General features: G+C 50.7%; 15 protein-coding genes. 2 read left to right on the forward strand and 13 right to left on the reverse strand.

Translation table 11 applies throughout. The annotated features are described in order from the left end of the window. Positions 1–5: 5 nt before the first annotated feature. The 7 genes from yqfC to ACFQI7_RS05995 all read right to left on the reverse strand — a co-directional run bounded on the left by yqfC (position 6) and on the right by ACFQI7_RS05995 (position 4658). A complete protein-coding gene (gene yqfC / locus ACFQI7_RS05965) occupies positions 6–284 on the reverse strand; it encodes a sporulation protein YqfC (RefSeq protein WP_218097021.1) in 279 nt (92 codons plus the stop codon). A 197-nt stretch (positions 285–481) separates the two neighbouring features. Next, positions 482–952: a hypothetical protein gene (locus ACFQI7_RS05970; RefSeq protein WP_218097020.1), complete on the reverse strand. Its 471-nt coding sequence runs from the start codon at positions 950–952 to the stop codon at positions 482–484. A gap of 33 nt (positions 953–985) precedes the next feature. Beyond that, entirely contained in the window at positions 986–1975 is a 990-nt protein-coding gene (floA, locus tag ACFQI7_RS05975) for a flotillin-like protein FloA (RefSeq protein ID WP_218097019.1), read from the reverse strand. Between the two features lie 44 nt (positions 1976–2019). Further along, positions 2020–3423 (reverse strand): NfeD family protein, encoded by a 1404-nt coding sequence (locus ACFQI7_RS05980; protein WP_218097018.1) that lies wholly within the window; start codon positions 3421–3423, stop codon positions 2020–2022. 130 nt (positions 3424–3553) lie between these two features. Beyond that, the gene (locus ACFQI7_RS05985) at positions 3554–3997 is read right to left on the reverse strand and encodes a GatB/YqeY domain-containing protein (RefSeq protein ID WP_218097017.1); all 444 of its coding nucleotides are present in this window, start codon (positions 3995–3997) and stop codon (positions 3554–3556) included. A 12-nt stretch (positions 3998–4009) separates the two neighbouring features. Next, positions 4010–4183 (reverse strand): 30S ribosomal protein S21, encoded by a 174-nt coding sequence (rpsU, locus tag ACFQI7_RS05990; protein WP_010491812.1) that lies wholly within the window; start codon positions 4181–4183, stop codon positions 4010–4012. Between the two features lie 130 nt (positions 4184–4313). Beyond that, complete coding sequence (locus ACFQI7_RS05995; protein WP_218097016.1) at positions 4314–4658, reverse strand: histidine triad nucleotide-binding protein; 345 nt, start codon at positions 4656–4658, stop codon at positions 4314–4316. Positions 4659–4835: 177 nt separating this feature from the next. On the opposite strand from ACFQI7_RS05995, the gene ACFQI7_RS06000 reads away from it, so the two are divergent. Continuing rightward, a complete protein-coding gene (locus ACFQI7_RS06000) occupies positions 4836–6755 on the forward strand; it encodes an FAD-dependent oxidoreductase (RefSeq protein WP_218097015.1) in 1920 nt (639 codons plus the stop codon). Between the two features lie 90 nt (positions 6756–6845). Here ACFQI7_RS06000 and ACFQI7_RS06005 read toward each other — a convergent pair whose 3' ends face one another. From ACFQI7_RS06005 to ACFQI7_RS06020, 4 genes are all read right to left on the reverse strand, one after another. After that, positions 6846–9026 carry a stalk domain-containing protein gene (locus ACFQI7_RS06005; protein ID WP_230414620.1) on the reverse strand — a complete coding sequence of 727 codons (2181 nt, stop codon included), beginning with the start codon at positions 9024–9026 and terminating at the stop codon, positions 6846–6848. After that, positions 8998–9447 carry a histidine phosphatase family protein gene (locus tag ACFQI7_RS06010; protein WP_268966803.1) on the reverse strand — a complete coding sequence of 150 codons (450 nt, stop codon included), beginning with the start codon at positions 9445–9447 and terminating at the stop codon, positions 8998–9000. The genes ACFQI7_RS06005 and ACFQI7_RS06010 overlap by 29 nt, the downstream gene beginning before the upstream one ends. A gap of 43 nt (positions 9448–9490) precedes the next feature. Beyond that, positions 9491–10126: a pyridoxamine 5'-phosphate oxidase family protein gene (locus tag ACFQI7_RS06015; protein WP_218097013.1), complete on the reverse strand. Its 636-nt coding sequence runs from the start codon at positions 10124–10126 to the stop codon at positions 9491–9493. Positions 10127–10493: 367 nt separating this feature from the next. Further along, complete coding sequence (locus tag ACFQI7_RS06020; protein ID WP_218097012.1) at positions 10494–10988, reverse strand: NUDIX hydrolase; 495 nt, start codon at positions 10986–10988, stop codon at positions 10494–10496. 192 nt (positions 10989–11180) lie between these two features. Here ACFQI7_RS06020 and ACFQI7_RS06025 point away from each other — a divergent pair, with 192 nt between their 5' ends. Then, a complete protein-coding gene (locus ACFQI7_RS06025; RefSeq protein ID WP_268966801.1) occupies positions 11181–11642 on the forward strand; it encodes an N-acetyltransferase in 462 nt (153 codons plus the stop codon). A gap of 61 nt (positions 11643–11703) precedes the next feature. On the opposite strand, the gene ACFQI7_RS06030 is transcribed toward ACFQI7_RS06025, so the two are convergent. Both ACFQI7_RS06030 and ACFQI7_RS06035 read right to left on the reverse strand, forming a co-directional pair. Then, a complete protein-coding gene (locus tag ACFQI7_RS06030) occupies positions 11704–12132 on the reverse strand; it encodes an NUDIX domain-containing protein (protein ID WP_218097010.1) in 429 nt (142 codons plus the stop codon). A 339-nt stretch (positions 12133–12471) separates the two neighbouring features. Beyond that, on the reverse strand, positions 12472–12897 hold the full coding sequence (locus ACFQI7_RS06035; RefSeq protein WP_377516750.1) for a VanZ family protein: 426 nt from the start codon (positions 12895–12897) through the stop codon (positions 12472–12474). Positions 12898–12967: the final 70 nt, after the last annotated feature.

Raw genomic sequence — 12967 nt, forward strand, 5'->3', positions numbered from 1 at the left:
TCCGGCTACGGGATATATTTGATATCTTGGATGACGCCCTCTATGAACACTTCTTCGGTCATAATGGCGCGGATCACAAGCTCCTGTCCGTATACTTCCAATCTTCCCTTGCTTAAGGCCAGTTTCAGCGACTCGTTTGAAAAATGCAGCACTCCCCGATGATTCTCAATATATAGCTGCCGATTGCCGATCATCGTCATACGCGGCAAGTCCATCACTACATCTTGAGGCAGGTCAAGCAGTTTGGCGGTGAACTGGTTGAATCGACGGGTCAGGCTGCGCATACTTAACCTCCTTAGGTGAATTGGCTGCGCCAAAGGCTTCCATCCGCGGAACACAGGCTATTTACACCATATGCGGAAAAATGGAAAATATGATGAAAGCGCCGCGTACCGTCAGGGGAGCCGGTTTTTGGGACAAAAAAATACCTTTCCCGGAACGTCTCGCATCCGTCCGGAAAAGGTATTGGTACATTTCATTTTCACTTATAGCGGTAAGGTCGTTTCGCGCGCGGCGGGCCCATAATCTCGGCCCAGACGACGCCGTGCAGCGCATCCTGCGGCGAAACCGAAAGGGCTGCCGCAGCAGCCTCGCCGGCAGCGGCAGACGGCTCAGGCTGAGGCTGCAGCCGGTTCTGCCGCGAATCGCTGCGGGCCGAAGCGTGAGCCGCCGACGCGGCTGCTTGCGGCTTGGCATTCGCCGCTTTCGCGGGAGCCTGGGCGGGGGCCGCCTGCGTCATCGCCGGCGCCGGATCGTCGGCGTGCTGCCCGGGCCAGCCGGAAGGACCGCCGCCGCCTCCGAAGGGCGGCATGCCGCCTTTTCCCGGCGAGCGGCCGGGCCGCCGCGGTTTAGCACTTCCGCCGCCCTTCGCGCGCTTCAGGAACGTGCTGAGCACCACATATAAAATGACGACAAAAAACCAGTTGTTGAGAATAAAATCAATGATATTCATCGGCTGATCTCCGCCTTTCCGCGGACCGGTTCGTTAGGAATTCTCTCCGTCTTTACCCGATCCGTTCATTTTGCCTAATGAGGATCGCATTTGCGTATCGGCATCGATATTTTTCAAATTCATGTAGTCCATGACGCCCATCTTGCCTGCGCGCAGCGCCTCGGCCATGGCTTGCGGAACCTCCGACTCGGCTTCGACGACTTTCGCCTTCATCTCCACGACGCGCGCCAGCATTTCCTGCTCCTGCGCCACGGCCATCGCTCTGCGTTCTTCCGCTTTCGCCTGGGCGATGCGTTTGTCCGCTTCCGCCTGCTCCGTTTGCAGATGGGCGCCGATATTTTTGCCTACGTCCACATCCGCGATATCGATGGACAAAATTTCAAACGCCGTTCCGGCGTCAAGTCCTTTGCCAAGCACGGTACGCGAGATCATATCCGGATTTTCCAATACATCCTTATGCGATCCGCTAGAACCGACCGTCGTTACAATCCCTTCGCCTACCCGCGCAATAATCGTCTCTTCCCCGGCGCCGCCGACGAGCCGTTCGATGTTGGCCCGAACCGTTACTCTGGCGATAACCTTCACTTCGATACCGTCTTTTGCAACCGCAGATACGGTCGGAGTCTCGATCACCCGCGGGTTAACGCTCATCTGTACCGCTTGCAATACGTCCCGACCGGCCAAATCGATCGCCGCCGCACGCTCGAACTCCAGATGGATGTTGGCGCGATGCGCCGCGATCAGCGCGTTGACGACCCTATCCACGTTACCGCCCGCCAAGAAATGGCTCTCGAGCTGGTTGATCGTCAGCCCCAAGCCGGCCTTCGTCGCCTTAATCATCGGATTGACGATCCGGCTTGGAATGACTCGACGCAAACGCATCGCGACCAACGTAATAATACCGACACGCACCCCCGAAGCGAGTGCGGAAATCCACAGCATGACCGGCACGAAGCTGAAGAAGACCGACAGCGCGATAATGACGATCGCTGCTAGTAGAAAAATATAAACCATTGAATCCATATTTACACTTCCTCTCAAAATTATAAATAAGCTATGCCGAACCGCTATTCGCGATTCTTTTCCTTCACTACGACACGCGTTCCTTCGGATTGTACCACTACGACGTCCCGTCCCGCAGGGATGAAATCTCCCGACGTAACGACATCGACGCGTTCCTCGCCGAACAAAGCCGTGCCAGACGGACGCAGCGGCGTGAGCGCCCGGCCAGTCATGCCGATGAGATCGGTTCTCGACTTCGCAGACGTATAGCCTTTCTCGGAAGTCAACTGCTCGCGAAGAATAAAACGGTTCCAGACGCCGCGATGCTTAAAGTATTTGATGACGATCGCGACAACGATCACGGCCAGGATGAAGGCGAGCCCGAGATTGAGCATCGCTTTCTGGGTATTGTAAGCAGCCATCACGACACCGCTGATCAAACTGATCGCGCCCAATATCCCTAGAATGCCGAAGCTGGATACGAATACTTCGATCAGCAGCAGTAGGATACCCAGTGCGAACAGCACCAGATCCTCTACTCCGGCAAAACCTGCAATATAATGGCCGAAGAAATAAAGCCCGAAGCCAATCAAGCCGAGGATGCCGGGGATGCCGAAGCCCGGCACGAAAATCTCGATCGCGACGCCGGCGATCCCGATAAACAGCAGCAGCATCGACACCCACGGCTGCGTAATGAATCTTGCAAACCGCTCCGCCGCGCTTAACTCAATGTTTACGACTGGATGCCCCTCCGCTTTGATGAACCGGACCACTTCCTGCACATTGTTCGCTATCGTCTCCGCATAGCCGACCTTCAGCGCTTCTTCTGCCGTCAAGGACAAGATTTGACCTTTTTCCACCGTTCGGCCAATCTCCGGCATCGTGACGCCGACGTTCTTATCCGCCATCGCCTCGGCGATCCGGGAATTTCTCCCGCGAAGCTCGGCTGCCGATTTCATTTGACTCGACCAATGCGCGACGACCTTAACGCTCTCCACTTCGTTGCCCGCAGCGTCGACTACGGCAGCGGCGCCGATCGAACTGCCGGGTTCCATCGCGATTTTACCGGCATTCATGGCAATGTAGCTGCCGGCTGATACCGCTTTCCCATGAACGTACGCTATGGTCGGTATCGTGCTGCCCCTGATCAACTCGCCGATTTCTTCGGCGGAATCGACTCTGCCACCGAGCGTGTCGATATCGAGAATAATGTGCATCGCCCGCATCTCCTGCGCTTCCCTGAACGCCCGCATGAGGAACTGTTCCAGTCCCGTCTCGATCGTATGGTGAACCGGGATGATGACAACGGGCGCTGCCGCTGGAGGCGAACCCGTCTCGGCCGAGGCTTTTCGCTCCAGACCCGGAAATAACGTGAGGACCAGCAGCACCGCCATCGCCGCGAGGAGCCAACGGACCCGAACCGCATGCAAGGCCTGAAACCGCCGATCGGATCGAAATCGCCTTCGCATATCGACTACCTCCTTCAGTTACATGTATTTTGGCCTTAATCGGTATTACGCAGCAATCGGACGTTTGATTCATTCGCCGGCTAAAAAAAAGAAAAACACTCCGGTTGAGGAGTGTTCTTCGTTGTTGTTGTCAAGACAATAGCTGCTGTACGAACTGGTTGACAATCTTGCCGTCAGCCCGTCCTTTGACTTTAGGCATCAATGCGCCCATGACTTTCCCCATGTCCGCTTTGGAAGAAGCTCCCACTTCCTGGATGGTCTGCTGTACAATGGCTTTTACTTCTTCTTCCGACAGCTGTTGCGGCATGTAGTCCATCAAGATGGCTACTTCGGCCCTCAGTCCTTCGGCCAAATCTTCACGACCGGCCTTTTCAAATTCTTGGAGGGAATCTTTACGCTGTTTGATCTCGCGATTCAGAACGTCAAGCACTTCTTGGTCATCTAAGGTTTTTCGCTGATCTATCTCAATATTCTTGATAGCGGCACGAACCATACGGATTACGGAGAGTTTAAACTTGTCTTGGCTCTTCATCGCGAGCTTCATATCATCGTTTAATTTCTCGCTTAAGCTCATCGATTAAGCCTCCTAGAACTTTCTTTTACGAGCAGCCTCTGACTTCTTCTTGCGCTTTACGCTAGGCTTCTCATAATGCTTGCGTTTCTTGACCTCCGCCAAAACGCCATCCTTAGCGATAGAACGCTTAAAGCGGCGAAGTGCAGCATCTATAGTTTCGTTCTTGCGAACTCGAGTTTCTGACACCAGTTTTCCCTCCCTCCGAACAGACCGTCCAAGACGAAAAAAAAGACATTCATCAAACTTCATTATAGGCGATAAAGAAACAGAGTGTCAACCTAAACGCACAAACAATTGTAAGCACGGAGGCGAGACGTTATTTTGCGTTCAGCGCACCGAGCTTTTCGCCGCCAAGCAGATGATAATGCAAGTGGAAGACGACTTGTCCGCTGTCCTTGCCGCAGTTGTTTATGAGCCGGTAGCCGGATTCCGCTACACCTTGCTCGCGGGCGATTTGAAGGGCCGCCTGGTGAATTTCGCCGATCAGCGGCAGATCTTCCTCCGCTACGTCGTTCATCGCCGCGATATGCTTCTTGGGAATAATGAGCATATGTACGGGCGCGGCCGGCTGAATGTCGTGAAAAGCGACGACGTGATCGTTCTCGAACACTTTCTTGGAAGGAATCGTGCCCTCAACAATTTTGCAAAAAATACAATCCATGCTTGTCCACCTCGCTCTCCGCTGGATAATCATTCCTCTATCATAACGAATTGGCGCCTAAAAATCCAATGCCCGATTTTCTCCGAAATGGTTTGTGCTCATGAATTTTTATAGACTCCAAGTCTAATATTGCATATAATGTTATTAATCATTGAAACGGCAAGGCAGGGAGATGCTATGAGTAAGTTCATGCGCGCCGCAACCCGTAAAAAAAGGGAGTATATGATGGAGGTCGCGCTCAAGCTTTTTATCGAAAAAGGCTACGAGCAGGTTTCCGTCGACGATATTATCGCGGCAACCCATACCTCCAAAGGGACATTTTATCATTACTTTCAAGGGAAAGATGAAATATTACGCGAAATTCCGCTGAAGCAGTCCGCCTTGATTCAAACATGGGCCAGTCGGACACCGTCTCAGGTGCCCTCGCTTGAAAGTCATATCAACCGGCTGATGCTGGATCTGACGGATATGGCGGATCGTTCCCCCCGCCTGATGCGAAGCTACCTCGCCTTGTCACTGCAAAACGAAAGCCTGAAATCGGCAACGGATGAGCTCAATCGAACGTTGTTCGAAAGCTTGCTGCGTTGGCTGCCGGATCCGGACAAAGCCAGACTGCTCGTTGCGACTTACATGGGCACGTTGTTTCTATGGTGCACGAAGGAAGATCAAGATTTGAACGATCTGATGCGAGGGCAGCTTGCATGGGTGTGGTCGGGTCTTCGTTCGAACCAAAGTGCGAAATCGGTTCTTGTGGAGCCGGAAAAGAAAGGGGATCAAATGATGAAAGTAGCCATTATCGGAGGCGGTTTAGCGGGTTTGTCCGCTGCCGCTTATTTGTCGGAGAACGCAAGCATAGAAGGCACACTGTTCGAGCGCAGTCCGCAGCTTGGCGGCCGGGCGTTTACTTATGAAAAGGCTGGATTTACGCTGAATTACGGAGCCCATGCGATCTACGGGATCGACCGGCATACCATTTCGTCAATGGAGCGCGAGCTCGGTTTATCCTTCAGCTCCAAGCAGGTCGACAAACGCAAAGTGATGTACGCCAAAAACGGGCAGTTGACGCCGGCGCCGCTCGATTTTGTCAATTTGATGCGCACCGAACTTCTGAACCCGATGCAAAAGGTGCGTTTTGTCGGGGAAATTACCGCTATTATCGCCAACATTCATAACGTCAGAAATTATGAGACGCTCGGCGATTACTTGGCGCAGTCCGATGCCGACGAAGACGTGAAAGAACTGTGGGAGCATCTGGTTTGCTCGAACTTCTTCATCACGCCGGAAGAGGCGCGGAAAGTACCCGGACCCGTGATCAGCGAATATTATCATAATTTATTTTTGTCGGGAAAACCGGTCAACTACATTCTCGGAAGCTGGGCTGTCATTACGAATCAGCTTCGCCAGAAGATCGAAATTTCCGGCCGTTGGGACATCGCGCTTCAGGAAGGCGTCGAAAGCATCCGTTATGCCGACCGCAAGTTTTATTTGCGTTCGAAAACCCGGGAGCTCGCCTTCGACCGCGTAATCTTCGCAATGCCGGTGCAGCAAGTATGCAAGCTGCTCAAAGGCACGCCGTGGGAGCCGTTTCTCGCTCCTTACGAGGAGAATACGGCAACCGAAGTCATGGTGTACGATATCGGCTTGAAGCAGGTCGTAGCGCGGCCGTTCAGTTATATCAGCGACATGGACAACAAGCTGTTCATCAGCGACGTCTCGGCAACCGATCATACGCTCGTACCGGAAGGCGGGCAGCTGCTGCAAGGAATCGCGTACTTGAGCGACAGCTTTGCGGACGAAGCGGAACGCAAAGCGTATCTGGACGCCAAGACGAAGCAAATGGAAGCTTTGTTCGATCAGTATTATCCCGGCTGGCGCGACGCGACGGAAGTGAAACGCGTTTCGAAAAAAGCGATGGTCGCCAGCGTCAAAAACATAAAAGGCAACGAGCTGCTGCCGACTCGTATCGTCAATGTGCCGTTCTATTTTTGCGGTGACGGCTGCGAAGGCAAGGGGGAGCTCGCGGAGCGCGCTTTCTCCAGCGCACGCCAAGCCGCAAAAGCGATTTTGGAGGAAATGAAAGCTCCTGTTCGCGTGTAACCATCGGTTCTATTAAAAAAGCTCAGTCCTCTGCCATCGTATACCCGGTGTGCAGAGAGCTGAGCTTTTATGTTGTTTACGCGTTTATGTTTATGCGAAATCCCCCCACCATTTGGCGATTTTCGCGAATTGGAGCTTAAACCAGGCAACCAGTCGGGCTCCGTTTTGCGGCTCGTCGCCCTCCCCCTGCGATGTGACCACGGCCGTGGACCAGGCCGCTGCGTCGGCCTTTTGCGCCACCGCCTTGCCGTCGTTGTTGATTTGTACTGTGCGCGTGTCTCCATCCCAGCTTACCGCACCCCCGAACGCTTCCGCTGCGAATCGGGCCGGTACCATCGTTGAATCGTTTATGAGCTGGGCCGGCATCTCCAGCGTGGCGGGAACGTTATTCAGGAGCGCCGTGTCGCTTCCGACCTGAACGGCGACGGTTGTAGTGCCCTTCTGGGCGGTAGCCGTTCGCGTCGCGGCATCCCATTTCACCGTTGCGCCCATCGCTTCGAAAATCGCGCGGATCGGCGTAAGCGTATTGCCTTCGCGAATAACCGGCGGCTGTTCAAATGCCAGCTCCTTGCCGTTTAGCATAATGGAAATATCGGAGCGAATCGGGAACGACTTGGATGTGACCTTGCTTCCTTGCTTATTATAGACTGCCAGTTCAATTACGGAGCCTTCGGGCACGTCTCCCGCCTTCAGGTCTATTCCGAAAGGCGGATTCGTCTGGGTTTCGATCAATTTGCCGTTCACATAATACTCCAGTTTGCCGATATATATATCCGGTATTTTCACAAACGGCGTAATATGCGTGCTTTTCGTAAACGCATGGTTTCCATCGACCGGCACGTTCCCTCGCAAATCGGCGGGCTTTGCCCCATTCTCCACTTTGTTCAAATAAAAAGGCGAAGCGATCATTTGTTTATACAATTTGTAAATCGCATCGTTATCGCGCAGCGAATAGTTGTTCTTCGATTCCGTCATCGCCAGGTTTACGTTAAAATAGGTAATCGACTTCAGCCGCGGGTATTTGGCCGGCATTATTTCGTACAACCGCTGCAAGTTCAGCAATCCGTAATCGGCAAACGATTCGTCCGGCTTGTTCGCATAATGGGATACGCCCGACTCGCTAAGCATGATCGGTTTGCGGTCGGCAAATTTATTGTACAAATAATCAAGCCGTTCAATCGGACTGGTCGCCTGCATATTGGCCTGCTGCGGATCCCCGTTCTCGTAAGGCTCCGTATACAAGCTGACGCCTACCCAATCGACGTAATCGTCCCCTGGATAATAGGCGTCCATGGCGTAAATCGGCACGTCGGCCGGGCTCCATACCATCGCCACGTTCGGTGCTTCCTGCGCCATCATGTCGTGGACCATGCGGAATTTCTCGATATACAGCTGCGGATCGCCGTGCCATTTGACCCAATCCCCGTTCATTTCACTCGCATAGCGCAAAAAAATCGGGATTCCCGCTTCTTTCGCACCCTTCGCCCAGCTGCGAACTACTGATTCCGTCACGGCATCGAGTCCTTCCGACGGCTCCCATGCAATTTGCAGCGCGGCACCCGCCTGCTTGGCCCGAGTGGCGTACTCCTTCGGGAACGTAGCGTTTACCGGCGAATACGCGAGGTACAGCGCGTGTTTTTTGCCGTAAAACTGCTCGGAACGATCGAAATAATTTTGCATTTTCGGATCGCGCTCGCTGTACAACCCGATATAACTGCCATATTCCGGCTCATACTTGGCCAGCTTGCCGCTCACAGGCGCGGAGCGCTTCCGCAGCGTCTCCGTATCGCTGACTGTCATGTACAGTTCGGCGATCGTCCGAATTTGATCCGCACGCTGAAGGTCGGCCGCCCCCCAGTCTTTCCCGAATTTGAGCCAATATTCGTTCTCCAGCTCATAATAACGGATCGCTTGCTCATAATCTTTGGTTTGGTCGAAATATTCGTTCAGCCTGCCGCTAAACAGCGCCGCGCTCTCCCAATCGCCCTTGGACGCGTAGTGCTCGACAAGAAACTTCCAATGCGGCACAGCCGCGCTTGGATCGCCTTTCGCCACAGCCGCGTCGGCTGCCTGCCAGCGGTCCCAGATGGCGTCTGCATGCGCCTTGCCGCTCCAAGGGGGGACAGCCAGCGCAAGGCTTGTGCAAATTGCAACCGTAAGCAACTTACGGTTGCGAAGACGACGGCGGTTATGGCGTAAAGTTGTGGAAGCGTCCGCTCGTCCGAGTTCGCTACGATGCAAACTATTTTTCTGTCTGTTGCCGGATGACACCCGTGACTCCCCCTTCTTCTCTATGTAATCGTACTTCCATTATACAACAGCTTACGTTGCGAAAGGCCTGCCGGTCGCAGGAATAATATGGTAACGGCGACGCGATGACCATTCCGTGATATACGACAATGAGGTTGAATGCGCCCACATATTTTTTTAGTACGCTGCTTGTCCGCTGCATTAAACTATCTTTTGTTTCCCACAGCTTCTGCTCCCCTGGCGGACAGCAGCCTTTATGCCTCACATAGTCATGATACAGTTCGGCAATTTCTTCGGCGGAAGACGCTTGCCATTGATCGGGTGTCCATTCGTGCAAATCAAATTCAACTTTAACTGGGAGCCCCCAGCTTTTATTGATGATCGCTGCCATCTGTAACGATCTGGTGTACGGGGAGGAAACGATCCATTCGTATTGCGACATTAAAGGATGGCATACCGTCACTTGTTCGGCTTGCTGAAGTATTTCAATACAGCCGCTTTTCGTAGCTCTCTTTCAACGACTTGGCCACATCTTCGGCCGTTACGCCTTGCATCTTGACGTGGTCGGCCAAAATTCGGGCAACAACCGGAAGTTGCGCTTGTTCAGGCCAAGCATCGTGCTCCCACAGTTTCGATCTTTTGAATGCTTTGGCACAATGCATGTAGCACTCTTCCACTTCCACGCCGAGACCGAGCAGCGGTGCTTTGCCGTGGGCCTTCATCTTGTCCAATAAGGAATCATCGTTAATAATGCAGGCCTTCCCATTGATTCGAAGCGTTTCTTCCAGGCCCGGGATCAAGAAAATGATCGCGATATTCGGATTCGATAAAATATTTCTTAATGAGTCCAACCGCCGATTGCCCGGACGTTCCGGAATTACGAGATGGTTGTCGTCAACGACGTGCACAAACCCGGCGCCGTCCCCTCGAGGGGACACATCGCATGCCCCTGTTCGATCCGACGTTGCTATAAATACCATCGGCGATTGCGCGATAAATGTTCGGCAGTGCTCGTCGATGTGGGTTATGGATTTGTTTGCCACCAACTCGCTTGGATAGCCAAGTAACTCCCGAAGCTGCTGTTCCGAGGTGATTCGGTGCTGAAATGGATTTGTTTTCATCGGGTTGTCCTCTTTTCGATTTATAGGTTTTATCCCGCTTGCTGCATTGCCTCCGTTATGCGCCCGTGGTTATAAACTCATTTTTATATTCGCTTGCATGATAGGAAATGCATCCTCATACTCATTGCTGTACCGGCCGAAGCTGTGCCTCATCACGAGCCAGCGGCTCGAATCAAAGCTCGACCGCAGATTCCATGCATCCCTACTCAAAATCAATTTAAGAAAATATTATCAGCTTATTTAGAAACGTTTTTTGCATCCAGTCGTTTTCGCCCACCGAACTGCCGTTCGAATTTATATGAATTTGGAGATAGCTTGAGTGCTGGAACAGGCCTTATGCACACACCCAAATATTCTTGAAAATCAATTAAAATGTCTCCAGACGCTTTATCGTCCATTCCCGGTATACTTTCGTGCTTATATCCAACGCCCCGGATTCCATCCACTCTTTGGCCGTCAATACAAGCGGGGAAGCATTGCTCTCGTTCATGTCGGATACATTTATCCATTCTGCTCCTAACGAGTCATCAATATTGGGTGAATGTAGAATATCTCCCGCAATGTATTCAACCTCATACAGTACGGCAATGTTATGGCAATGTGTATGGTCGAACCCGGTTCTCGTCCATGGAACGACGAAATCTTTAGTTCCAATATGATTAACGATCCGTACTTGTATGCCCGTTTCCTCAAGAAATTCCCTGGTCAGTGTGTTCAATATCGTTTCATTCGGCTCGATGCTGCCTCCCGGCAAATCATATCTTGCTGTGTATGGCCCTCCATTTTTATGAATGACAAGCAATTTTCTATCCTTCACACATATTCCGTAAACTCCAAGATGGCGGTGATATTTCATAGACATCCTCCGTATTTGGATTATTTAATTGCAATAGATGCAAATCATTGGGTTATAACGGCAAAACGAATGCGGTATGAGGTTACGGGCGATATTTGAAGGACTCGTGATAGTATAGAGCGATTTTTCATGTTGTATTTTTATTCACATTTATGTATATTAATACCATCCTGTTTTTTTAAGAGGGAGGTGTTTAACTTGTACCAAATAAGAAAAGCCACTATGCAGGATACTGAAAAAATGTACCAGCTTATCCGTACTTACGCGGATGAAGGCAAGCTTCTCCACCGAACTCTCAGCTCATTATATGAACATCTGCAGTGTTTCTTTGTTGCGGAACAAGAAGGTGAAGTCGTTGGAACGGTAAGTCTTCATATTTTAGATAAGGATCTCGCGGAAGTACGTTCCCTTACCGTTTCATCTACGCTTTTCGGAATGGGGATTGGAAAAAATCTTGTTACTGCGGTTATTAATGAATCCAAGTCTCTAGGAGTTCAAACCATTTTGTCTTTAACGTATCAGGTTGATTTTTTTCAAAAGTGCGGTTTCCAACTTGTTGATAAAAAACAGCTCCCTATGCCAAAGGTTTGGAAAGATTGCGTGCATTGCTCAAAGTTCTCAAATTGTGATGAAAACGCGATGATTATTCATATTTTATAAGTTGAATCTTTGGAAGCTTCACAACTGAAGACAATCGCGCAGCATCAATACATATCGATTCCTATTGTATTTCACCCAAATAGATTTGCGCTTTATGACCAATGATGTAAGCTGCAATTATGGTTCTAAGTTCTCGTGGATACAGCGGTGCGCCGAGAATCGTATCAAGTTCCAGCCATTCCATTCCCAATTGATTATGATCCATGACTGTAGCTTCCGTGTACCGTACAATATCGCCTTTAAAAATAAATTCTACTCTATGAATATCTTTATCTGCAAAGCATTCTCTGACAAAGAGCAGCTCCTTAACCTCGATTACAAATCCGGTTTCCTCGATGCATTCTCTAACTAAGCACTCCTGGAGCTTCTCTCCCGCTTCTTGTCCGCCGCCCGGCAATAAGTAGAATATCCCGCTCTCATCCTGCAGCTTCGTCACAAGTAACTTATTATGTTGGATGATTAGTGCTTTGGCCGAATTTCTTATTTTCAATAGTGATTTCCCTCCATTCAATCGGATCATCGGATTCGCATGTTTATAAGCATTCGGCAATGTTCTAAGAAATGAGGTGAACCCTTTATATGAGGAGGCTGTAAATAAACGTGGTTAACCGTAGAAATCTGCTTATCGTTGCGATTGTATAGACTTTGATCTGTGGTTTTGTTCCGGATTAGGCAATGTAATGGAGACTGGCACCGCCCATGCGAGCCCGTAAACGGTACGCGATCTGATGCTTACGGAGATGTCGCCCGATTCCACAATGTTCGGCGGAGGCTGACTCCTCGATCCATCCGAAAAACTGCAGCATCGTTATACAGGTTTGCTTATTCATCACATCCAATTGTTTTGTCGTATGCGAAGCGCACCAAATAGTCCATAACCTATTAATCCGCCGATGAAGTTAAATATAACGTCATCTACATCTGCTGTGCCCATTTTAAGCAGCGCTTGCAACAATTCCAGAATCACGATCGAACCTATAAAGCACAATGAGAACAAATATAGCCTTTTTAATCTCGCGAATAAATAGGGTAGCATGACTCCAAAAGGAATGAACACGCCGATATTCCCGGCTAAATTTATTATAGGTATCTTTACATTGCCCGGTTTCATCGTACTCATAAAATGCAGTATTGTTTTAAAGGGAACGTAGTTAAATCGGATTTCAGCATGGACTGTTCTGCCAAACCCCAAAAACATCCAATACAATAAACAGCTACTATAGCTAATAAAGATTAACCAGACAAGCCCGCGCATTGTTTTCTGACCATTGCTCTTCAATTACTCACCGCTCTCGGCCGTTAATCGAAATTTGTTATACGTGATT

This window comes from Paenibacillus allorhizosphaerae, from assembly GCF_042659105.1.
Classification (GTDB): Bacteria; Bacillota; Bacilli; order Paenibacillales; family NBRC-103111; genus Paenibacillus_G; species Paenibacillus_G allorhizosphaerae.

What these genes read in the sequence shown, in the direction of transcription:
- ACFQI7_RS05970 (WP_218097020.1), bottom strand. Translation starts at nt 952, where the DNA reads ATGAATATCATTGATTTTATTCTCAACAACTGGTTTTTTGTCGTCATT.
- ACFQI7_RS05995 (WP_218097016.1), bottom strand. Translation starts at nt 4,658, where the DNA reads ATGGATTGTATTTTTTGCAAAATTGTTGAGGGCACGATTCCTTCCAAG.
- ACFQI7_RS06015 (WP_218097013.1), bottom strand. Translation starts at nt 10,126, where the DNA reads ATGAAAACAAATCCATTTCAGCACCGAATCACCTCGGAACAGCAGCTT.
- ACFQI7_RS06020 (WP_218097012.1), bottom strand. Translation starts at nt 10,988, where the DNA reads ATGTCTATGAAATATCACCGCCATCTTGGAGTTTACGGAATATGTGTG.
- ACFQI7_RS05985 (WP_218097017.1), bottom strand. Translation starts at nt 3,997, where the DNA reads ATGAGCTTAAGCGAGAAATTAAACGATGATATGAAGCTCGCGATGAAG.
- floA (WP_218097019.1), bottom strand. Translation starts at nt 1,975, where the DNA reads ATGGATTCAATGGTTTATATTTTTCTACTAGCAGCGATCGTCATTATC.
- ACFQI7_RS06000 (WP_218097015.1), top strand. Translation starts at nt 4,836, where the DNA reads ATGAGTAAGTTCATGCGCGCCGCAACCCGTAAAAAAAGGGAGTATATG.
- ACFQI7_RS06010 (WP_268966803.1), bottom strand. Translation starts at nt 9,447, where the DNA reads ATGTCGCAATACGAATGGATCGTTTCCTCCCCGTACACCAGATCGTTA.
- ACFQI7_RS06035 (WP_377516750.1), bottom strand. Translation starts at nt 12,897, where the DNA reads ATGCGCGGGCTTGTCTGGTTAATCTTTATTAGCTATAGTAGCTGTTTA.
- ACFQI7_RS05980 (WP_218097018.1), bottom strand. Translation starts at nt 3,423, where the DNA reads ATGCGAAGGCGATTTCGATCCGATCGGCGGTTTCAGGCCTTGCATGCG.
- yqfC (WP_218097021.1), bottom strand. Translation starts at nt 284, where the DNA reads ATGCGCAGCCTGACCCGTCGATTCAACCAGTTCACCGCCAAACTGCTT.